Raw genomic sequence first — 21,702 nt, 5'->3', positions numbered from 1 at the left:
CCTCAGCCCTCCAGGTAGTAGAGGTAGTCGGAGACGTTCTCCGGCGTCACGATCTGGATGTCGACGGGGTTCTCCTTCTCCACCGGGTTGCCGCACGCCAGGTCGATCGCCGCGGCCATCGCCTGGTAGCCGAACTCGAACGTGTTCTGCTGGACGACGCCGGCGATCCAGCCCTCCTCCAGGCCCTCGACAGCAGGATCGGAGAGGTCCCAGCCGACGGCGGTCACCCGGTCCTGCGCGCCCTGGCTGCGCACCGCGGCGGCCAGGCCGATGAGCGCCGGCTCACCGGTGGCGTACACGTACTCCAGATCCGGGTTGCCGGTGAGCAGGTTCTCCGCGGCCGCCTGAGCGTTCTCCTGGACGTTGCGGCCGTCGACCACGGTGCCGATGGTCATCCCGCCGGCGGTGACGGCCTCCTCGAAGCCCTGCTGGCGCTCCAGCTGGATGGTGCTGTTCAGGGCACTGACGATGCCGACCTCGCCCTCGCCACCGGAGATCTCCAGCAGCTCCGCACCGATCAGCGCCCCGCCCTCGGCGTTCGCCGTGCCGACCTGGGCGTCCACTGCCGGGTCGTCGACGATGGCGTCCACCGCCACCACGGGGATGCCCGCGGCGTCCGCCGCCCGGATCGCGGGCTTGATGCCCTCGGTGTCGACCGCGGCCACGATCACCGCGTCCACCCCGTCGGCGACCAGCGTGTTGATCGCGTTCGCCTGGGTCACCGAGTCGTCGTTGCCGCTGATGATCTGCAGGTCGACGTCGTACTCGTCGGCCATCGCCTGCGCGGCGTCGTTGATCTGGTTGAAGAACAGCGCCTGCAGGTTGATCGTCACCAGGCCGATCTCCAGGGGCTCGTCGGTCTCGCAGCCGACCGGCTGGACGCTGGGCTCCGGCAGCGAGCCGGCCGACGAGCTGCCGCTGGCTTCGGCTTCGCCGTCGGCCGACGGCGCAGGGGCGCTGTCGCAGGCGGCCAGGGCGAGCAGGCACGCGCCTGCGGCTAGGGCGAGGGGGCGCTTCATGGGTCCTCCAGGGTGCGGTGCCGGATGCTGCGGGATCGCGGTGCGCGGGAACGGCGGTGCTGGGGAGCGGCGGTGCAGGTGGTGCGTCAGGTGGCAGACGAGCCGACCGGAGCCCCGGCCAGAGCTGCGTCGACGAGTGCCGGGGCGGGCGCGGCGCGCGCGCCCGGGACGGTGCAGGACAGGCTGGCGGCGACGCCGGCACGGGTCGCCGCAGTGGGCGGGGAGGAGCCGGCGGCCAGCGCGGCCAGGTAGGTGCCGGTGAAGCAGTCGCCGGCCCCGGTGTCGTCGACGACCTCGACCTCGAGCGCGGGCCGGGCCGCCACCGAACCGTCGGGCTGGTGCAGTGACCATCCCCGAGCCCCGTCGGTGACGACGAGCGTCACCCCGGCGGCTCGTGCCAGCGCGGCCCACTCGGCAGCCGGCACCGCCAGGAGCTCGGTGAGCCGCCGGCGCCCGACGACGACGTGGTCGGCGGCCTGCATCGCGGCGACGGCGACGTCGCGGTCGTCGCAGCCGTCGAGGTCGACGGCCAGGCGGACCCCCGCCCGGACGGCCTGCTCGAGCTCTGCCGCGCGGTAGCCGTCGAGGTAGAGCAGCCCACCGTCGGCAGCCAGCCGGTCGGCGACCGCTGTCACGTGGGCCGGCCCCAGGGCGTCGTCCTCGCTCACCACCGAGCGCCGGCCGTCGGCGTCCACCAGCACGATCGCGGTGGACAGGAAACCGGTGCGGTCGGTCCACCCGGTGTCGATGCCCTCAGCCGTGAGCTCGGCGAGGAACCGGGCGGACAGCGGATCGTCGCCGACCACGCCGGCGAAGGCGACCTGCGCACCGGCGCGGGCAGCTGCGACCGCCGCGTTGGCGGCCATCCCGCCCGGCAGGTGCTCCACGGTGACGGCGTGCACCCGCTCGTCGGGACGCGGGACGTGGGGCACCCGGCCGACCACGTCGAGGTTGGCGTACCCGCAGAAGACGATCACCGGCCGGCTGCCCGCGCGACGGCGCGCACCTTCTCGGGGTCGACCCGTCCCCACCACCGACTGTTCTCCTTGGCGGCGGAGGCGACGATCGCGCCGTCGCACTCGGCGAGCAGTGGACCGACGTTGGTCGGGTCGATGCCGCTGCCGATGATCACGGGGAGCTGAGTGTGGTCGCGGATGCCGACGACCTCGGCCACGGACGTCGGGTGACCGGTGCGGGAGCCGGTGGCGATCAGGACGTCGGCGTCGAAGAACTCGGCGTCCTCGGTCTGCTCGGCCAGCGTGCGGTCGGCGACGATGGCGTGTGCGCCGTGCTTGACGTGCACGTCGGCGAAGACCTTCACCGGGTCGGCCCCGATCGCGTGCCGGTACCGGGTGGTACTGGCCGCCTGGCCCTCGATGATCCCCTCGTTGGCCACGTAGGCGTTGGCCCACTGGTTGACCCGGATCCAGCCTGCCCCGGCGGCCCAGGCAGCGGCGACCGAGCACTGGCCGGCGTTGGAGAGCACGCTGACCCCCACCTTCGTGCCGAGCTCGGCGACGACGGCGGCGGTGATCACGCCCATCGTCGCGGCCACCTCGTACCCGTGTTCCCCCGGCTTGAGGAACGGCAGGTCCCAGTGGTTCTCCACGATCACGGTGTCGAAGCCGTTGCCGACGTAGGCCTGCGTCTCCTCGACGGCGAACCGGCACAGCTCGGCCACCGACTGACCGCGGTAGGAGGGGCTGCCGGGCAGCGGAGGCAGGTGCACAGCACCCACGAGCGTCTTCTCCGTGCCGAAGAGCTCGGCCATCGCCGAGGGCTTGCGGGGGTACACACCGAGCTGCGCTGCCATGTCCACGCCCATCCAGGTAATCGATTGCACAACGAGGTCGACGGTAGTGGCGAACCCCACTGCCCCGTCAATAGGCAATCGTTTACATTCATGTTTCCGCTGGTCAGCCGTGCGTCATCCGTTGGACACGGACGTGCGGCACGCTCCCGCACGCGCGGTCGGCGATGATGACGTGGTCAGTGGGCCGACAGAGGAGGGCGCGTGGGGCGGGTGACCATCCGCGACGTCGCCGAGCTGGCGCAGGTGTCGACGGCGACCGTCTCCCGCGCACTGTCCGGGGCCAAGCCGGTCTCCCCGGCCGTCGTCGACCAGGTCCGTCGCGCCGCCGACGAACTCGGCTACGCCGGGAACGGCATCGCCAGCGCACTGCGTCGCAGCCGGACCGACACCGTCGGCATGGTGGTCCCCAGCATCGCCAACCCCTTCTTCACCGGCCTCGTCGAGCACGTCGAGCACGCCCTGCAGGACGCCGGCCGACAGCTCTTCCTGTGCTCCTCCCGCTCGGACCCGGAGCTGGAGGCGCAGCGACTGCGCAGCCTCGTCGCCCGCCAGGTCGACGGCATCATCATCAGCCCGGTGCACGGCAGCCTGAGCACGACGGCGGTGCGGCGGGCCGCGGACGAGCTGCCCCTGGTTCAGGTCGACCGCTACGTCACCGGGGTCGACAGCGACTGGGTCGGGGTCGACGACGACGCCGCACTGGAACTGGTCATGGAGCACCTGGCCGACCGCGGTGTCCGCTCCGCCGCGTTCGTCAGCTCGCAGCTCACCAATTCCTCGACGGAACTGCGGGTCGCGGGGTTCCGCCGGCACGCCGAACGCCTGGGCATCGCCGTGCGCGAGAGGGACGTCCTGCTGGGCGAGTACTCGATCGAGTGGGGCCGACAAGCCGCCCGCACACTGCTGGCCGACGGCCCCCGACCGGACGCCGTCGTCTGCGCCGACGACCTGATCGCCCTGGGGATGCTGCAGTCGTGCGCGGCGGCAGGCGTCGACGTCCCCCGTGACCTGCTGGTCACCGGGTTCGACGACATCCCGTTCGCCGCACTGAGCCATCCGTCCTTGACCACCGTCCGGCAGCCGCAGGCGGAGATCGCGGCCGAGGCGGTGCGCCTGCTGTCTCGGGTGCTGGGCGCGCAGGAGGCCCCGCCCTCGCGGGTGGCGCTACGGCCCTCGCTCACCATCCGGTCGAGCACCAGCCGCTGACCGGTTCCACGTGGAACCGGTCAGCGCGGCCAGCGGGCGAGGACGTCGGCGAAGGCGGCGGCGGCCTGCTCGGCCTCAGCCACCTCGACGTGCTCGTCGACGGCGTGCATCACCGCGGGGGTTCCCGGCCCCCACACCACGATCGGCGCCCCGCCGGTGACCGCGGTGAGCACGGAGGCGTCGGTGAAGTAGGTGGCCGGCGCGTCCTGCACCTCGACGGGCAGGGTGGCCACCCACGGGTCGTCGGCGGGAGTCCGCACCGCCGGGAGGTCGACCAGGACGTCGACCTCCGCCACCTCGGCCTGGGAGCGCCACCAGGCGGTCAGCCGCTCACCGGTGCCCACGGTGCGCTGGTCGATCAGCACCTCCGCCCGGTCCGGGACGACGTTGGGCACCGTGCCGCTGTGCAGCACGCCGGGGTTCCAGGTCTCGGCGCCCAGGAACGGCGCACTGGTCAGCGGCAGCTCCCGGCCCGCCCGGCCGAGCACCGCGACCAGGTCCAGCAGCGCGTTGTGGCCGCGTTCGGGCGTGCTCCCGTGGGCGGCGACCCCCCGGGTCCGGACGGCGAGCCACAGTGCGCCCCGGTGGCCCAGGACCACCCGGTTGCCCGTCGCCTCCGGGACGACGACGGCGCCCACCGACAGGTCCGCCACGGCCCCTGCCGCCGCAGCGGCACCCCGCGAGCCGATCTCCTCGTCACTGGTGAGCAGCAGGGCGAGCGGCGTCTCCGGGTCCGCCGCGGCCAGCGCCGCGACCGCAGCGACCACCCCCGCCTTCATGTCCGAGGCGCCACGACCCCAGATCCGGCCGTCGTCCAGGTCGGCGCCGAACGGGTCCCGCTGCCACCCGTCGGGGTCGCTGGCCGGGACCGTGTCGACGTGGCAGGCGATGACCAGCCGTGGCCTCGCCGGGTCGGTGGCGGAGGTGAGCAGGGTCCAGGGCTGCTCGCGGTCGGGGCCCTCGGTGCGCTGCAGGTGCGGGGCCGCCTCCGTCGCCACGTCGGTGACCAGGCCGAGCAGGCCCCGTTGACCGGCCGCGTCGCCGGAGATGGTCGGGGTCCGCACCAGCTCGCGGATCAGCTCGGCGACGTCCAGGGCAGGGGCGCTCATGGACCGATCATGGCCCGCGCCCCTGCCCGCCGCTCAGCTGCCCACCGGCTCCGGGGTGCGCTCGGCCTCGACGGTCCGGCCGAGCTTGGCGCCCTCGACGTCCAGGTCGGGCAGCAGCCGGTCCAGCCAGCGCGGCAGCCACCAGGCCGAGCGGCCCAGCAGCGCCAGCACGGCGGGCACCAGCGTCATCCGGACGACGAAGGCGTCGACCAGGACGCCGACCGCGAGCCCGAAGGCGATCGCCTTGACGGTCACGTCCTCGATGGTCACGAAGCTGCCGAACACCGAGAACATGATCAGCGCCGCCGCGACCACCACCCGGGACGCGTGCCGCATGCCGGCGACCACCGCGACCTGCGGGGCGGCCCCGTGCACGAACTCCTCGCGCATCCGGGACACGAGGAAGACCTCGTAGTCCATGGCCAGGCCGAAGAGGACCGCCATCAGCAGGATCGGCATGAAGCTGATGACCGGCCCGGTGGCCGGCACGCCGAAGACGTCCATCAGCCAGCCCCACTGGAAGACCGCGACGACGGCGCCGAACGAGGCGCCGACCGACAGCAGGAAGCCCAGCGCGGCCTTGACCGGCACCAGGACCGAGCGGAAGACCAGCAGCAGCAGGACCAGCGCCAGGCCCACGACGACCAGGGTGAACGGCAGCAGCGCGTTGCCCAGCCGGTCGGAGACGTCGATGGCGACGGCGGTCTGCCCGGTCACCGTCACGTCGGCGCCGGTGTCGGCCTCCAGGTCGTCCGCGAGGTCGCGCAGCTCGGCGACGAGGGCGGTCGTCGCCTCGTCCTGCGGACCGCTCTCCGGCACGACCTGGACGATCGCGGCGGTGCCGTCGGCCAGCACCTGGGGCGCGGCGAAGGCCACGTCGTCCAGCCCGCCGGTGAACTCCCCGGGCTGCCCGGTCGGCGTGCCGCCGATCGCGGCGGCGGCCTGGCCGGCCGTCTGCTCGGCGGTCGCCGGCTCCAGACCGTCGAGGAAGACGATGAGCGGGCCGTTGGCCCCGGGGCCGAAGAACTCGCTGACCGCGTCGTAGGCCTGCCGGGTGGTGCTCTCCTCGGGGGCCGTGCTGGCGTCGGGCAGGGCCAGCCGCAGCTGCAGCGCCGGGATCGAGATCACCAGCAGGCCGACGACCGTGACCAGCACGGTGAGCAGCGGCCGGCGGGTGACGAAGGCGCCCCAGCGGGCGCCACCGGTGCGCGCCGGGACACCGTCGTGCTCGGCGAGCGCGCGCTCGCGACGGTCGGCGCGGGACCCCGGCTTGGGCACCAGCCGGGAGCCGGCGAAGCCCAGCAGTGCGGGCAGCAGGGTGAGCGCGACCAGGACGGCGACCAGCACGGTCCCGGCGGCGCCCAGGCCCATCACGGTGAGGAAGGGGATGCCGACGACGGCGAGCCCGGAGAGCGCGATGATCACGGTCAGGCCGGCGAAGACGACGGCGGACCCGGCGGTGCCGGCGGCCCGCCCCGCGGACTCCTCGGGGTCCATGCCGGCGGCCAGCTGCGAGCGGTGCCGGGACAGGATGAACAGCGTGTAGTCGATGCCGACCGCCAGGCCGATCATCAGCGCCAGCGTCGGGGCGGTCGAGGAGAGCGTGATCAGCCCGGACGTCGCCAGCAGCCCGGTGAGCCCGATGCCCACGCCGACCAGCGCGGTCAGCAGGTTCATGCCGGCGGCGAGCAGCGAGCCGAACGTGATGACGAGGACCAGGACGGCGACCACGACGCCGATGAGCTCCACCGGGCCGACGGTGACCGCGCCGGTGTTGAAGGCGGCCCCGCCGACCTCGACCTCCAGGCCTGCGTCGGTGGCCGCGGTGGTGGCCGCCTGCAGGTCCTCCAGGGCGGTCTCGCCGAGTTCGGGGCCCTGCACGGAGTACTGCACCGGCGCCAGGGCTGCGCGCCCGTTCGGGCTGATCGACTGGGTGGCGAAGGGGTCCTGCACCCCGGCCACCTGGTCGACCTGGCCGGCCGCGGCCACGGTCTCCGCGATCGCGGCGGCGTACTGCGGGTCGGCCACCGCGGCGCCCTCGGGGGCGATGAACACCAGCTGCGCGCCGACCCCGGCGGCTGCGGGGGAGACCTCGTCGAGCCGGTCCAGTGCCGCCTGGGACTCCGAGCCGGGGATGGTGAACTCGTCGTCGAACTCCCCGCCGATGGTGAGGAAGAGCGTCACGACGAGGCCGAGGACCGCGAGCCAGGCCACGGAGAACAGCCCGCGGCGGCGGTAGGCCGCGCGGCCGATCCGGTAGAGCAGGGTGGACATCGGTTCTCCTGGGTTCAGCCGGGTCAGGGGGTGGTCGGGGTGCTCGACACGGCACCGCGGACGAGGGAGAGCAGGGCGGTGCGGCGCAGGGGCTCGAGGTCGCCCTGCGCGGTGAGGGACATGACGGTGAGCCCGCTGAGCAGCGCGGTGGCCGCCCCGATGAGGTCGGCCGCGGGCAGGGTGAAGGTCAGCCCCGCTTCGGCGGCCATCCGGTCGACCAGCTCGGCGAGCCGGCTGCCGAGCTGGTCGTCGTGCCGGCGCAGCACCTCGGCGGCCTCGGGGTTCCGGGCGGCGTGCAGCGTGTACTCGGTGACCACCAGGGCCCAGGTGCGGTCGCAGCGGAAGGCACCCAGCACCCGGTCGACCGCGGCGGCGAGGGGGTCCGGCTCGTCGGCGAGGCCGGTGAGGAGCTCGGCGACCCGGGCGAGGTCGCGCTCGACCTCGCGGGTCATCAACGCCTCGAACAGCTCGTCCTTGGTCTTGAAGCTGGAGTAGAAGGCACCGCGGGTGAGCCCACCGCGGCTGCAGATGTCCTCGACGCTGGCCGCGGCGAAGCCCTGCTCGGCGAAGGTCTGCAGGGCGGCGTCCAGCAGCCGCTCGACGGTCGCCTCACGACGGCGCTTGGGCCGCTGCAGGTCGACGTCGGTCACGATGCAGGACTGTATTGGATACAGCCGTGCATCGACATGCGAACTGCGTCACGCCCGGTGCCCGGTCCCCCCATCGGGGGAGCGCCGGGCACCGGCGTCACGCGGTGTACGCGACGAGCTCAGCCCAGTGCGCGGCCGACGGCGACGGCGCGGGTGTCCGGTGCGGCGACCCGGGCGGCGTCGGCCTCCTGGTCGTCGGCAGCCTCCTGCGAGCGACGCTCGGCCTCCACCCGGGCGGTGTAGCTCTCCACCTCGCTGGCGATCCGCTCGTCGTCCCAGCCCAGCACCCCGGCCACGGCGCGGGCGACCGGCGCGGCGGAGTCGACCCCGCGGTGCGGGGTCTCGATGGAGATGCGGGTGCGCCGGGCCAGCAGGTCGTCCAGGTGCAGCGCGGCCTCGTGCGCGGCCGACCACACCATCTCCACCATCAGGTACTCCTCGGCGCCGGGCACCGGCTCGAGCAGCTCGGGGGCGTCGGTGGCCAGGTCGAGCACCTCGGGGGTGAGCGACCCGAACCGGTTGAGCAGGTGCTCGGCGCGGAAGCGCGGGATGCCCCACCGGTCGGAGAGCCCGTCGAGGGAGTTGACCATCGCCGCGTAGCCCTCGGCGCCGACCAGCGGGATGTTCTCGGTGACGCTCGGCGGGACCCGGCGGGTGACGTCCTCGGCTACGGCGTCCACCGCGTCGGCGGCCATCGGCCGGTAGGTCGTGTACTTGCCGCCGGCGACGGCGATGACGCCGGGCATCGGCCGGGCGACCGCGTGCTCCCGGGAGAGCTGGCTGGTCGACTCCTGCTCACCGGACAGCAACGGGCGCAGCCCGGCGTAGACCCCGGTGATGTCGGCGTGCGTGATCGGAACCGACAGCACCTCGTTGACGTGCTCGAGGATGTAGTCGATGTCGGCCTTGCTGGCGGCCGGGTGGGCCTTGTCCAGCTCCCAGTCGGTGTCGGTCGTCCCGATGATCCAGTGGCTGCCCCACGGGATCACGAACAGCACCGACTTCTCGGTGCGCAGGATCAGGCCGGCCTCGCCGTTGATCCGGTCGCGCGGGACGACGATGTGCACGCCCTTGCTGGCACGCACGTGGAACCGGCCGCGGCCGCCGACCAGGGTCTGGACGTCGTCGGTCCACACCCCGGTGGCGTTGACGACCACCTCGCTGCAGACGTCGACCTCGTTGCCGGTCTCGACGTCGCGCACCTTCGCCCCGACCACCCGGCCGCCGGCGTGCTCGAAGGAGACGACCTCGGCGGAGTTGAGCACGGTGGCCCCGTAGGCGGCGGCGGTGCGGGCCACGGTCAGGGTGTGCCGCGCGTCGTCGGCCTGGGCGTCGTAGTACCGGACGGCGCCGACGAACGCATCGGGCTTGAGCGCCGGGAACATCCGGCGGGCACCGGTGCGGGTCAGGTGCTTCTGCGCGGGCATCGGGTCGGCCAGCGAGCCGAGCCGGGCGAGCCCGTCGTAGAGCGCGAGCCCGGCGGTGACGTAGGGCCGCTCCCAGCCGCGGTGGGTGAGCGGGTAGAGGAAGGGCACCGGCTTGACCAGGTGCGGGGCGATCCGGTTGACCGAGAGGTCGCGCTCGTGCAGCGCCTCCCGGACCAGTCCGAAGTCGAACTGCTCGAGGTAGCGCAGCCCGCCGTGGAACAGCTTGGAGGAGCGCGAGGAGGTGCCGCTGGCGAAGTCACGGGCCTCGACCAGCGCCGTCTTGAGGCCGCGGGTGGCCGCGTCCAGGGCGACCCCGGCGCCGGTCACCCCGCCGCCGATCACCAGGACCTCGAAGTCACCGGCCGCGAGGTCGGCCCAGGCCTGGGCGCGCTGCTCGGGGCCGAGTGGGCGGACTGCCGTCATTGCGAACTCCTCGGTACGGGCCATCGCCGACGACGGCGCACGATGCACCCACGGTAGGTCGGTGCGCGACGGACCGTCGACGGCGGCTGTCTGACATGGTCGGACAACTCACGTGCGCTGGGTCACCATCCGGGCCCGCGATGGCCTAGCGTCGGGCGCCGTGCCGGGCACCGTGCAGTCCATCGAGCGGGCAGCGGCGATCCTGCGCGTGGTGGCCGGCTCCGGCGGCACGCTGGGCGTCACCGACATCGCCGCGGCGGTCGGGCTGGCCAAGACGACCGCGCACAGCCTGCTCCGCACCCTGCTGCACGTCGGCTTCGTGGCGCAGGACCCGGCCACCGGCCGCTACGCACTGGGCCCCGGGCTGCTCCGGCTGGGCACGCCCCTGGACGTCAACGAGCTGCGGGCCCGCTCCTCGAACTGGGCCGACGCCCTGGCCTCCCGCAGCGGGCAGGCGGTGCGGCTGGCCACCCTCGCCGGCACGGAGGTCGTCGTCGTCCACCACGTCTTCCGCCCCGACGACTCCGCGCAGGTGCTCGAGGTCGGCACCGCCCTCCCTGCGCGCAGCACCGCGCTGGGCAAGGTGCTGCTGGCGTACGGGGCCACCCACCCGCCCGAGCTGGCCGAGGTGCGCGCCCACGGCTGGGCGGCGGAGCGGGGCGAGCAGGAGCCGGGCCTGGGCGCGATCGCCGCCCCCGTCCGCGACGCGGGTGGCCTGGTGGTCGCCGCCCTGGGCGTCAGCGGGGCACTGACCTCGCTGTTCGACGCCCGCGGCGTACCCCGCAGCCTGCTGTTGGCCATGGTCGTCGACGCCGCCCACGCGGTGTCCCGCGAGCTGGGGCACGGCGGTGGCTGACCGCTACGTGCTGGCCGTCGACCAGGGGACGACGTCGACGCGGTCACTGGTGTTCGACCGCGGCGGCCGGATGGTCGCCGTCCGCCAGCGCGAGCACCACCAGTACTTCCCCCGCCCCGGCTGGGTCGAGCACGACCCGATGGAGATCTGGGCGAACACCCAGCGGACCGCCGCGCAGGTGCTCGGCGACGTGCCCGACGCCGGGGACGTCGTGGCGCTGGGCATCGCCAACCAGCGGGAGACCACCGTGGTCTGGGACCGGGTCACCGGCCGGCCGGTGACCCGGGCGCTGGTCTGGCAGGACACCCGCACGGCCGACCTGGTGACGGAGCTGGCCGCCCGGCCCGACGCCGCCCTGGTCGCCGAGCGCAGCGGGATGGCGATCGCCGGCTACTTCTCCGGCCCGCGGCTGCGCTGGATCCTCGACCACGTGCCCCGCGCCCGGGAGCGCGCCGAACGCGGTGAGCTGCTGTTCGGCACCATGGAGACCTGGCTGATCTGGAACCTCACCGGCGGGCCGGACGGCGGCGTCCACGTCACCGACGTGACCAACGCGAGCCGCACCCTGCTGATGGACGTGCGCAGCTGCCGGTGGGACCCCGACCTGCTCGCCTTCTTCGACATCCCGGCGGAGATGCTGCCGGAGATCCGCCCCTCGGTCGGCGTCCTGGGCACGGCCACCGCGCTGAACCGGGCCCTGCCGATCGCCGGGGCGCTGGGCGACCAGCAGGCGGCGTTGTTCGGCCAGGCCTGTTTCGCCCCCGGCGAGGCCAAGTGCACCTACGGCACGGGCAGCTTCCTGCTGCAGAACACCGGCACCGAGCTGGTGCGCACCCGCTCCGGGTCGATCAGCACGGTGGCCTACCAGCTGGCCGGGGAGCCGGTCCGGTACGCGCTGGAGGGATCGGTCGCCGTCGCCGGTGCACTGGTGCAGTGGCTGCGGGACGGACTGGGCCTCATCAGCTCGGCCGCGGAGGTGGAGACCCTCGCCCGCACGGTCGGCGACAACGGCGGCTGCTACGTCGTCCCGGCGTTCTCCGGGCTGCTGGCCCCGCACTGGCGGGGGGAGGCCCGCGGCCTGGTCGCCGGGCTCACCTCCTACGTCACCAAGGGGCACCTGGCCCGGGCCGTGCTCGAGGCCACCGGCTGGCAGACCCGCGACGTGGTGCAGGCCATGGCCGCCGACTCCGGCCTGTCGTTGCCGGCCCTGCGGGTGGACGGCGGGATGACCACCAACAACCTGCTCATGCAGTTCGTCGCCGACGCACTGGACACCCCGGTGGTGCGACCGATGGTGGGGGAGACGGTCTCGCTCGGGGCCGCCTACGCCGCCGGCCTGGCCGTCGGGGTGTGGTCGGACATCGAGGCGCTGCGCCGGAACTGGCACCGGTCGGCCCAGTGGACGCCGACGCCGGAGCGGGCGCGGGCGCTGACCGCGGAGTACCCCCGCTGGGAGCGGGCGGTCGAGCTGAGCATCGCCTGGGGAGCTCCCTGACGTCGTCGTCCGACGATGTCGCACCCCGACTGTTGTCCAGCTCACAGCCTGCTCCTACGGTCCTCGCACGACGGGACGCGTGGTGACCACCGCCACAGGCCCGTCCTGGATCAGCACGGCCCGCGACGACGCGGGCCCGTCGTGAGGAGCGCCTACTCGTGGACACCGTCGGTCTGTGGACCGTCTTCGGCAGTGAAGTACTCGGCACCGGGATCCTGCTGCTGCTCGGCGTCGGCGTGGTCGCCAACGTCGTGCTGCCGAAGACGAACGGCAACAACAGCGGCTGGATCGTCATCATCTTCGGCTGGGGGCTCGCCGTCTTCGCCGGCGTCTTCGCCGGGGCGACCTCCGGGGCGCACATCAACCCGGCCGTCACCGTCGGCCTGCTGGTCAGCGGGACCGACACCTACGCCCCGGGCGTCGAGGTCAGCGTGGCCAGCACGCTGGTGTACTTCGCCGGGCAACTGGTCGGCGCCTTCATCGGTGCGGTCGTGGCCTACCTGGCCTACTACGGGCACTACAACGACCCGGAGGCCGCGGGCACCCAGCTGGGCACCTTCGCCACCGGCCCGGCCATCGGCACGGTCAAGGACAACGTGATCACCGAGGTCGTCGGCACGTTCGTGCTCGTCTACATCATCCTGCGGTTCGGGGACACCCCCAGCCAGCTCGGCCCGCTGGCCGTCGCCCTGCTCGTCGTCGGCATCGGCGCCTCGCTCGGTGGCCCGACCGGCTACGCCATCAACCCGGCCCGTGACCTCGGTCCGCGCCTCGCCCACGCCGTCCTGCCCATCCGGGGCAAGAGCGACAGCAACTGGGGCTACGCCTGGGTGCCGATCGTCGGCCCGGTCATCGGCGCCGTCCTGGCCGGCCTGCTCTCCCACGTCAACGTCTGACCCGACCTGCCCGCCGGGGCCAAGATCGCGATCTTGGCCCCTCCCGCATCCAGGAGGAACCCCCATGGCCCAGTACGTAGCCGCGATCGACCAGGGCACCACGAGCACCCGGTGCATGATCTTCGACCACGACGGCGCCGTCGTGTCCGTCGGCCAGAAGGAGCACGAGCAGATCTTCCCGCGCGCCGGGTGGGTCGAGCACGACGCGATGGAGATCTGGCGCAACACCCGCGAGGTGGTCGGCCAGGCGCTGGCCCGCAGCGACGCCGGCACCTCCGACATCGTCGCCGTCGGGATCACCAACCAGCGGGAGACCGCGGTGGTCTGGGACCGGAGCACCGGCGAGCCGGTCTACAACGCGATCGTCTGGCAGGACACCCGCACCACGAAGATCATCGAGGAGCTCGGCGCCCTCGGTGGGGGCGCCGACCGCTACAAGGACAAGGTCGGCCTGCCGCTGGCCACCTACTTCGCCGGCCCCAAGGTCCGCTGGATCCTGGACAACGTCGAGGGCGCCCGGGAGCGCGCCGAGCGCGGCGAGCTGCTCATGGGCACCATCGACTCCTGGCTGATCTGGAACATGACCGGCGGCGCGGACGGCGGACTGCACCTCACCGACGTCTCCAACGCCTCCCGCACCATGCTGATGGACTACCGGACGCTCGCCTGGGACGCCGACATCGCCCAGGAGATGGGCATCCCGATGTCCATGCTCCCGGAGATCCGCTCCAACTCCGAGGAGTACGGCAAGGGCCGCAAGGCCGGCTTCCTGGCCGGGGTGCCGATCGCCGGTTCGCTGGGCGACCAGCAGGCGGCGACGTTCGGCCAGGTCTGCTTCACCAAGGGCATGGCCAAGAACACCTACGGCACCGGCAACTTCATGCTGCTCAACACCGGCGAGGAGGCCGTCCCGTCGCAGAACGGGCTGCTCACCACGCTGTGCTACCAGCTGGGGGACGCCAAGCCGGTGTACGCACTGGAGGGCTCGATCGCGGTCACCGGCTCGCTCGTGCAGTGGGTCCGGGACAACCTGGGGATGATCAAGAGCGCCCCGGAGATCGAGGACCTGGCCCGCTCGGTCGACGACAACGGCGGCTCGTACTTCGTCCCGGCGTTCTCCGGCCTGTTCGCCCCGCACTGGCGCTCCGACGCCCGCGGCGCCGTCGTCGGGCTCACCCGGTTCGTCAACAAGGGGCACCTGGCCCGCGCCGTCCTGGAGGCGACCGCCTACCAGACCCGCGAGGTGCTGGACGCGATGAACGCCGACTCCGGGGTCGACCTGACCGAGCTCCGGGTGGACGGCGGGATGGTCGGCAACGAGCTGCTCATGCAGTTCCAGGCCGACCTGCTCGGCGTCCCGGTGATCCGACCGAAGATCGCCGAGACGACGGCGCTGGGCGCGGCCTACGCGGCCGGGCTCGCCGTCGGCTTCTGGTCCGACCTCGACGAGCTCACCGCCAAGTGGGCCGAGGACAAGCGCTGGGACCCGCAGATGCCCACCGACGAGCGGGAGCGCTACTACCGCAACTGGCAGAAGGCGGTCACGAAGTCGCTGGACTGGGTGGACGAGGACGTCAGCTGACGCCGGACCACTGACCACCGCAGGCCCGCCGGAGTCCGCTCCGCCGGGCCTGCGGTGCGTCCGCCCCCGTACCCCAGGGGCAGAAATGGCCATTTCTGCCCTCTCGTCAGGCACCGAGAGCGGCCTCGACCCGACGGACGACGCCGTCCAGGTCCCGCAGGTCGGCGGCGCTGAGCCGGATGACGCGCCATCCTGCGGCGAGGAGGGCGGCGTAGCGGTGGTCATCGCGGACGATCTGCTCGCCCTCGAAGTGGTGTGCACCCTCGTACTCGACGGCCAGCTTCTGCTCCGGCCAGCCCAGGTCGACCCGCGCGAGGAAGTGACCAGCGTGAGTCACCACGAGCTGGGGGACCGGGGTCAGTCCGGCGAGCAGCAGGGCCACCCGCACCTTGGACTCCGGCGCAGACTCCGCCCGCGGGTCCACGAGCGCGAATGCCCGCCGCACCCTGCTCACTCCCCAGCGCCCGGCGCCGGCCTCGACCATCGCCGACATGGCTGCCGTCTGCACAGCACCGACCCGGACCATGGCGTCGAGCGCAGCCACGGCCGTGCCCACCGGCTCCAGGGCGGCGACGTCCCAGGCCGTCCGGAGGGGGAGGTGACCGGCACCTCGCCCTCCACCAGGACGTCACCCGCGGCCAGCGGCGACCGATGGACACGAACCTGCCGCGGCCCTCGCCAGTCGACGTCCGGCGGCCGGATGACCGTCACGGGCTCCGACAGCCCGGCGAACGGAGCTCCGTGCCAGGCCGCCGCGGAGTGGCCGCCGATGGCCGCACCTGCCGGCAGGAGCAGCGCGACCGCGCGACAGCGGAGCCGGTGGTCGACGTCGAGTGCCGGATCTGCGTAGACCCCCTGAACGAGCCGTCGGTACCCGAGCGAGCGCAGCTCCTTCGCCGTCACCGCGCCCTGGGCGATCGCGTGGCTCCCGACGAAGACCCCGGTCAGGCGGCTGAGACGACTGGACATCCCGGCAGCGTGCCGAATCAGGGGCAAGCGCCGCTGGCGTCGTCCACAACCGGGGCAGAAATGGCCATTTCTGCCCCGGTGGGGGTCAGGGGGTGAGGGCGGCGGAGACGACGGCCTTGGCCTCCTCCTGGACCTGGGCGAGGTGGTCGGGGCCCTTGAAGGACTCGGCGTAGACCTTGTAGACGTCCTCGGTGCCGGACGGGCGGGCGGCGAACCAGGCGTTCTCCGTGGTGACCTTCAGGCCGCCGATCGCGGCGTCGTTGCCCGGCGCCTTCGTGAGCTTCGCGGTGATCGGCTCGCCGGCCAGCTCGGTGGCGGTGACGGCGTCGGGGGAGAGCTTGCCGAGTGCGGCCTTCTCCTCCCGGGTCGCCGCGGCGTCGACCCGCGCGTAGGCCGACTCACCGAACCGTTGCGTCAGTGACGCATGCAGCTCCGAGGGCGAGCTCCCGGTCACGGCCTGGATCTCCGAGGCCAACAGGGCGAGCAGGATGCCGTCCTTGTCCGTCGTCCACACGCCACCGTCGCGGCGGAGGAACGACGCCCCGGCCGACTCCTCGCCACCGAACCCGACCGACCCGTCGAGCAGCCCCGGCACGAACCACTTGAACCCGACCGGCACCTCGACCAGCCGCCGGCCGAGGTCGGCGACCACGCGGTCGATCAGGGACGACGACACCAGCGTCTTGCCCACCGCCGTCTCGGCACCCCAGCCGTCGCGGTGGCTGAACAGGTAGGAGATCGCCACAGCGAGGAAGTGGTTGGGGTTCATCAGCCCGCCGTCGGGGGTGACGATGCCGTGCCGGTCGGCGTCGGCGTCGTTGCCGGTGGCGATCTGGAACTCGTCCTTCGCACCGATCAGCGAGGCCATCGCCGAGGGGGAGGAGCAGTCCATCCGGATCTTGCCGTCCCAGTCCAGCGTCATGAACCGCCACGTGGGGTCGACCAACGGGTTGACCACGGTGAGGTCCAGGCGGTGCCGTTCGGCGATCGCCCCCCAGTAGTCGACGGCGGCACCGCCGAGCGGGTCGGCACCGATCCGGACCCCGGCGGCCCGGACGGCGTCCAGGTCGAGCACGTTCGGCAGGTCGTCGACGTAGGTGCCCAGGAAGTCGTAGGACTGCGCTGCGGCACGGGCCCGCGCGAAGGGCACCCGCCGCACCCCGTCCAGGCCGGCGGCCAGCAGCTCGTTGGCCCGCTTGGCGATCCAGCCGGTGGCGTCGGTGTCGGCCGGACCGCCCGAGGGCGGGTTGTACTTGAAGCCGCCGTCCCGGGGCGGGTTGTGCGACGGGGTGACGACGATGCCGTCGGCCAGCCCGCTGGTCTTCCCCCGGTTCGCGGCGAGGATCGCGTGGCTGACCGCCGGGGTGGGCGTGTACCGGTCGGCGGCGTCGACGAGCACGGTGACGTCGTTGGCGGCCAGCACCTCCAGCGCGCTCGCCCACGCCGGCTCCGACAGCCCGTGGGTGTCCCGGCCGACGAACAGCGGGCCGTCGAACCCCTGCTGCGCGCGGTACTCGCAGATCGCCTGGGTGGTGGCGAGGATGTGCGCCTCGTTGAACGCGCCGTCCAGCGAGGAGCCCCGGTGCCCGGAGGTGCCGAACGCGACCTGCTGAGCGACGTCGTGCGGGTCCGGGTCGACCGTGTAGTACGCGGTCAGCAGGTGGGGGACGTCGACCAGGTCGGAGGGCTGGGCGGGCTGGCCGGCGCGGTCGGAGCTCATGCGTTGATCTTCGCGCCGCACGCCCGGTCACCGCGACCTGGGCCACCCTGTCGGTGCCCCGCCGTAACCTGGCCGGGTGCTCGGTGACTGGCGGGAGATGGTCACCGACGCGGCGTTGGTCGACGCCGTCGGCGCCGACGTGCTCGACCGCGCCCGCCGCTACGTCGCCCGCGGCGTCCTCGACCTCCGGCTGGCCGACGACGCACGTCGGCTGACCGGTCTGGTCCAGGGCGGCGCGCCCGAGCCCTACCGGACGACGGTGGTGCGCACCGACGGCGGCCGGGTGGGCTGGGCCGGTGCGTGCACCTGCCCGGTGGGCGACGACTGCAAGCACGCGGTCGCCGTCCTGCTGTCCCTGCGCTCGAACCTGAAGGCGTCCCCGGTGGCGGCCGGCTGGGAGGCCGAGCTCGAGGAGCTGGTGGCCGCGGCGGCCGACCGCCGACCGCGCACGGCAGTGCCGATCGGGCTGCAGTTCGAGCTGGTCGAGCAGGCGCCCGGGCGGGGCCGGAGCTCGGTCGGCGCGCCGGGCACCCTGCAGCGGCTGGTACGGCTGCGGCCGGTGGTCCCGGGCAAGCGGGGGCAGTGGGTGCGCAGCGGGATCTCCTGGCGTCAGCTGCAGTACGACAACAGCCGGTCCGGCTGGGACCCGGCGCACGTGGCGGCGATGCGCGCGCTGCACGCCACCCACCAGGCGGCGCGCAACCAGTTCTACTCGTACGCCCCGGTCGACGTGTACCTGCACGAGTTCGGCCCCGGGCTCTGGCGGCTGCTGGCCGAGGCGGTGGCCGACGGCGTCCCCCTGGTGACCGCCGACCGCCAGCCCCGTCCGGTGGTGCTCGCCGAGGGCGAGGCGGACGTGGCCGTCGACCTGCGCGACGGTGGCGACCGCACCGAGCTGTCGGCCGTGCTGCGGGTGGCGGGGCGGGCGGTCGACCCGGCGGCGCTCTCCTTCCTCGGCATGCCCCCGCACGGGGTCACCGTCGACGGTCCGGCCCGCGACGAGGCGCCCGAGGGCGCGCCGGGGCTGGTGCTCGCGCGGCTGGACTCCCCGGTGCCCCCGGTGCTGGCCGGCCTGGTGGCCCGGGGCGGGGTGATCGGCATCCCGGCCGGCGACGTCGACCGCTTCCAGCGCGACTTCTACCCGGGGCTGCGACGTGCCGTCCCGGTGATCTCGGCCGACGGCTCGGTGGACCTGCCCGACGTCGCACCCCCGAGGCTGGCCGCCGAGGTGACCTACCCCGGTGACGCGACGGTCACGGTGGCCTGGTCGGTTCGGTACGGCGACCGGTCGTTCGCCCCGTCGGCGACGGCCGGCCCGGCCGATGGCCGCGACCCGGCCGCCGAGCAGCTGCTGGTCGAGGCGCTGCCCGGCCCGGTCGGTGGGCTGCCGGAGCTGTGGACGCCGGAGCGCCGGCTGGCCGAGCGGGTGGAGCTGGCCGGCATGGAGGCGCTGGAGTTCACCACCGAGGTGCTCCCGGCCCTGCGCGCCGACCCCGACGTCGACGTGACCGTGGTGGGCACCCCGACGTCCTACCGGCAGACCACCTCGGCGCCGCAGATCAGCTTCACCGCGCGGGACAGCCGGGAGTCCGACTGGTTCGACCTCGGCATCTCGGTGACCATGGACGGCCAGCACGTGCCGTTCGCGACGCTGTTCTCCGCGCTGGCCGCCGGCCGCACCCGGCTGGCGCTGATCAGCGGCACCTGGTTCTCCCTGCAGCGCCCGGAGTTCGAGCAGCTGCGGCTGCTGATCGAGGAGGCCCGCGAGCTGCGGGACCTGCCCGGCGACGAGGTGCAGGTCAGCCGCTTCTCCGCCGGGCTGTGGGAGCAGCTGCTGGGGCTGGGGGTGGTCACCGAGCAGAGCGACCGCTGGACCCGCGAGGTGCGGGGCCTGATCGACGTCGAGACGGCTGAGCCACCCCCGCCACCGGCCGGGCTGGACGCGGAGCTGCGGCCCTACCAGCGGGAGGGCTACGGCTGGCTGGCGTTCCTCTGGGACCACCGGCTGGGCGGGGTGCTCGCCGACGACATGGGGCTGGGCAAGACGCTGCAGACCCTCGCCCTGCTCTGCCGGGCACACGAGGCCGGCGAGCTGGACGCCGCACCGGTGCTGGTGGTGGCGCCGACCAGCGTCGTCTCCACCTGGACCCGGGAGGCGGCCAAGTTCGCCCCGGGGCTGCGGGTGGTCGCCGTCGACGAGACCGAACGCAAGGCGGGCACCGCGCTGCACGACCGGGTGGCCGGCGCGCACGTCGTCGTCACGTCCTACGCGCTGTTCCGGATCGACGCCGACTCCTGGACGTCGCTGTCCTGGCGCGGGCTCGTGCTCGACGAGGCGCAGTTCGTGAAGAACCACCAGGCCCGCACCTACCAGGTCGCCCGGATGCTGCCGGCGCCGGTGAAACTGGCGCTCACCGGGACGCCGCTGGAGAACAGCGTCATGGACCTCTGGGCGCTGATGTCGATCGTCGCGCCCGGCCTCTTCCCCGACCCGGAGCGGTTCACCGAGTTCTACCGGATCCCGATCGAGCGGGACGGCGACGCGGAGAAGCTGGCCCTGCTGCGCCGCCGGATCCGCCCGCTGGTGCGCCGACGGACCAAGGAACTGGTCGCCGCGGAACTGCCACCGAAGCAGGAGCAGGTGCTCGAGGTGGTGCTGAACCCGCAGCACGAGAAGCTGTACCAGACCCACCTGCAGCGGGAGCGGAGCAAGGTCCTCGGGCTGGTCGAGGACATGTCGAAGAACCGGATGACCATCTTCCGGTCGCTCACCCTGCTGCGGCAGCTCAGCCTGGACCCGGCACTGATCGACCCGGCCTACGCCGACGTGCGCGCCAGCAAGACCGACGCGTTCCTCGACCACCTGCGCGAGGTGGTCGCCGAGGGGCACCGGGTGCTGGTCTTCAGCCAGTTCACCCGGTTCCTGGGCAGCATCCGTGACCGGCTGACCGCCGAGGGCATCGACTGGGTCTACCTGGACGGGCGGACCCGGGACCGGGACGCTCGGATCGACGAGTTCCGCACCGGCAGCGCCCCGGTGTTCCTGATCAGCCTCAAGGCCGGCGGCTTCGGGCTCACCCTCACCGAGGCCGACTACGTCTTCGTCCTCGACCCGTGGTGGAACCCGGCGAGCGAGGCCCAGGCCGTCGACCGGGCGCACCGGATCGGCCAGGACAAGACGGTGATGGTCTACCGGCTGGTCGCCGTCGGCACCATCGAGGAGAAGGTGATGGAGCTCAAGGCCCGCAAGCAGGCCCTGTTCTCCCGCGTCGTCGACGACGGCGCGCTCGCCTCAGGTGCCCTCACCGCCGACGACGTGCGTGGTCTCTTCAGCTGACCGGCGACGGGGGGATGGTCAGCTGTAGCCGGTGCTGGCAGCGACGCCGAACAACACGACGATCACGAACAGCCCGACGCCGACCCAGCCGAGGACGATGCCGGCCGTGGCCATGCCGCCACCGTTCTCGCCGCGCTCGCGGATCTGCTTCTTCGCGACGTAGCCGAACACCAGGGCGAGGATGCTGCCGAGCCAGTACAGCCAGACGATCCCGAGCACCATGGAGGCGATGGCGAGCCCGTTCGTGCTCCGCGGCGGCGCGTAGCCGTACCCGTACGGCGGCGGGCCGTACGGGGGCTGACCGTAGGGCTGCTGCCCGAAGGGCTGGCCGTACTGCTGCCCGTACGGCACCGAGCTGCCATGGGGCGGAGGGACGTTCCCCTGCGGCTGTGGCTGCGGCTGCGGGTACTGGTCGCCGTCGTCCTGGCTCATCTGCCCGACCCTAGGAGCCGATCGGGGCGACGACCAGCACCCACCCACCCGACGGGTGAGCCCGGCTCAGCTGCGCCGCGGCTCGCCCCGGTAGCTGCCCACGCTCCACAGGTTGCCCTCCGGGTCGCGGACGGCGAACTCGCGCCCGCCGTAGTCGGTGTCCTGCAGCGGCCGGAAGACCTCGGCGCCGGCCGCGACCGCGCGATCGAACAGCGCGTCGACGTCGTCGCTGACCAGGTAGCAGCCGGTGCTGCCCGGGGCGACCGTCCAGCCCTCGTCGTCGCGCACCGAGCCGAGCATCACCCCGCCGCCGGGGGGCCAGGACAGCTGGGCGTGCTGGACCACGTCGCCCTCGCCGTACACGGCGGTCTCCTCGAAGCCGAGGGCGTCGACGAGGAACCGGATCAGGGCGCGGGCGTCCCGGGCCCGGAAGGCGGGCCAGACGGTGGGCGGGGGAGCGGTGGTCGATCGGGTGTCTGTGGTCTCGGTCATGG

17 protein-coding genes are annotated in these 21,702 nt (G+C 73.3%); 6 read left to right on the top strand and 11 right to left on the bottom strand.

Annotated features, from left to right (window positions below; all coding sequences use genetic code 11):
• Window positions 1-2: 2 nt before the first annotated feature.
• The 3 genes from O2W53_RS16625 to O2W53_RS16615 form a co-directional block, all read right to left on the bottom strand.
• The gene (locus O2W53_RS16625; RefSeq protein ID WP_269164164.1) at window positions 3-1,019 is read right to left on the bottom strand and encodes a substrate-binding domain-containing protein; all 1,017 of its coding nucleotides are present in this window, start codon (window positions 1,017-1,019) and stop codon (window positions 3-5) included.
• 86 nt (window positions 1,020-1,105) lie between these two features.
• Window positions 1,106-1,996, bottom strand: a complete 891-nt coding sequence (locus O2W53_RS16620; protein ID WP_269164163.1) for a carbohydrate kinase family protein — start codon at window positions 1,994-1,996, stop codon at window positions 1,106-1,108.
• Window positions 1,993-2,832 (bottom strand): BtpA/SgcQ family protein, encoded by an 840-nt coding sequence (locus O2W53_RS16615; protein ID WP_269164162.1) that lies wholly within the window; start codon window positions 2,830-2,832, stop codon window positions 1,993-1,995. The genes O2W53_RS16620 and O2W53_RS16615 overlap by 4 nt, the downstream gene beginning before the upstream one ends.
• A 201-nt stretch (window positions 2,833-3,033) precedes the next feature.
• Here O2W53_RS16615 and O2W53_RS16610 point away from each other — a divergent pair, with 201 nt between their 5' ends.
• Entirely contained in the window at window positions 3,034-4,038 is a 1,005-nt protein-coding gene (locus O2W53_RS16610) for a LacI family DNA-binding transcriptional regulator (RefSeq protein WP_269164161.1), read from the top strand.
• Between the two features lie 20 nt (window positions 4,039-4,058).
• Here O2W53_RS16610 and O2W53_RS16605 read toward each other — a convergent pair whose 3' ends face one another.
• From O2W53_RS16605 to O2W53_RS16590, 4 genes are all read right to left on the bottom strand, one after another.
• Complete coding sequence (locus tag O2W53_RS16605; RefSeq protein WP_269164160.1) at window positions 4,059-5,147, bottom strand: M20 family metallopeptidase; 1,089 nt, start codon at window positions 5,145-5,147, stop codon at window positions 4,059-4,061.
• Between the two features lie 33 nt (window positions 5,148-5,180).
• Window positions 5,181-7,421, bottom strand: coding sequence for an MMPL family transporter (locus O2W53_RS16600; RefSeq protein ID WP_269164159.1), 2,241 nt, complete (start codon window positions 7,419-7,421; stop codon window positions 5,181-5,183).
• A 23-nt stretch (window positions 7,422-7,444) separates the two neighbouring features.
• On the bottom strand, window positions 7,445-8,071 hold the full coding sequence (locus O2W53_RS16595; protein ID WP_269164158.1) for a TetR/AcrR family transcriptional regulator: 627 nt from the start codon (window positions 8,069-8,071) through the stop codon (window positions 7,445-7,447).
• A 119-nt stretch (window positions 8,072-8,190) separates the two neighbouring features.
• Entirely contained in the window at window positions 8,191-9,921 is a 1,731-nt protein-coding gene (locus O2W53_RS16590; protein ID WP_269164157.1) for a glycerol-3-phosphate dehydrogenase/oxidase, read from the bottom strand.
• A 160-nt stretch (window positions 9,922-10,081) separates the two neighbouring features.
• Here O2W53_RS16590 and O2W53_RS16585 point away from each other — a divergent pair, with 160 nt between their 5' ends.
• From O2W53_RS16585 to glpK (O2W53_RS16570), 4 genes are all read left to right on the top strand, one after another.
• Complete coding sequence (locus O2W53_RS16585; protein ID WP_269164156.1) at window positions 10,082-10,777, top strand: IclR family transcriptional regulator; 696 nt, start codon at window positions 10,082-10,084, stop codon at window positions 10,775-10,777.
• A complete protein-coding gene (gene glpK / locus O2W53_RS16580) occupies window positions 10,770-12,272 on the top strand; it encodes a glycerol kinase GlpK (RefSeq protein WP_269164155.1) in 1,503 nt (500 codons plus the stop codon). Before O2W53_RS16585 ends, glpK (O2W53_RS16580) begins: the two co-directional genes overlap by 8 nt.
• Window positions 12,273-12,430: 158 nt before the next feature.
• Window positions 12,431-13,168, top strand: coding sequence for an MIP/aquaporin family protein (locus tag O2W53_RS16575; protein ID WP_269164154.1), 738 nt, complete (start codon window positions 12,431-12,433; stop codon window positions 13,166-13,168).
• Between the two features lie 64 nt (window positions 13,169-13,232).
• Window positions 13,233-14,750 carry a glycerol kinase GlpK gene (glpK, locus tag O2W53_RS16570; RefSeq protein WP_269164153.1) on the top strand — a complete coding sequence of 506 codons (1,518 nt, stop codon included), beginning with the start codon at window positions 13,233-13,235 and terminating at the stop codon, window positions 14,748-14,750.
• Between the two features lie 106 nt (window positions 14,751-14,856).
• Here glpK (O2W53_RS16570) and O2W53_RS16565 read toward each other — a convergent pair whose 3' ends face one another.
• Window positions 14,857-15,306, bottom strand: a complete 450-nt coding sequence (locus tag O2W53_RS16565) for an endonuclease domain-containing protein (RefSeq protein ID WP_269164152.1) — start codon at window positions 15,304-15,306, stop codon at window positions 14,857-14,859.
• Window positions 15,307-15,804: 498 nt separating this feature from the next.
• Window positions 15,805-17,439 carry a phosphoglucomutase (alpha-D-glucose-1,6-bisphosphate-dependent) gene (gene pgm, locus O2W53_RS16560; RefSeq protein ID WP_269164151.1) on the bottom strand — a complete coding sequence of 545 codons (1,635 nt, stop codon included), beginning with the start codon at window positions 17,437-17,439 and terminating at the stop codon, window positions 15,805-15,807.
• 76 nt (window positions 17,440-17,515) lie between these two features.
• Between pgm and O2W53_RS16555 the strand changes: the two genes are divergently transcribed.
• Window positions 17,516-20,776: a DEAD/DEAH box helicase gene (locus tag O2W53_RS16555; RefSeq protein WP_269164150.1), complete on the top strand. Its 3,261-nt coding sequence runs from the start codon at window positions 17,516-17,518 to the stop codon at window positions 20,774-20,776.
• An 18-nt stretch (window positions 20,777-20,794) separates the two neighbouring features.
• Here the strand turns inward: O2W53_RS16555 and O2W53_RS16550 are convergent, their stop codons facing one another.
• Both O2W53_RS16550 and O2W53_RS16545 read right to left on the bottom strand, forming a co-directional pair.
• Complete coding sequence (locus O2W53_RS16550) at window positions 20,795-21,208, bottom strand: DUF4190 domain-containing protein (RefSeq protein WP_269164149.1); 414 nt, start codon at window positions 21,206-21,208, stop codon at window positions 20,795-20,797.
• A gap of 66 nt (window positions 21,209-21,274) precedes the next feature.
• Entirely contained in the window at window positions 21,275-21,700 is a 426-nt protein-coding gene (locus tag O2W53_RS16545) for a VOC family protein (protein ID WP_269164148.1), read from the bottom strand.
• Between the last annotated feature and the right edge of the window lie 2 nt (window positions 21,701-21,702).

The sequence above is a fragment of the Modestobacter sp. VKM Ac-2978 genome (genome assembly GCF_026968025.1).
Classification (GTDB): Bacteria; Actinomycetota; Actinomycetes; order Mycobacteriales; family Geodermatophilaceae; genus Modestobacter.
The sequence above is the reverse complement of the archived record's forward strand: the minus strand, read 5'-3'. Positions and strand labels throughout refer to the sequence as shown.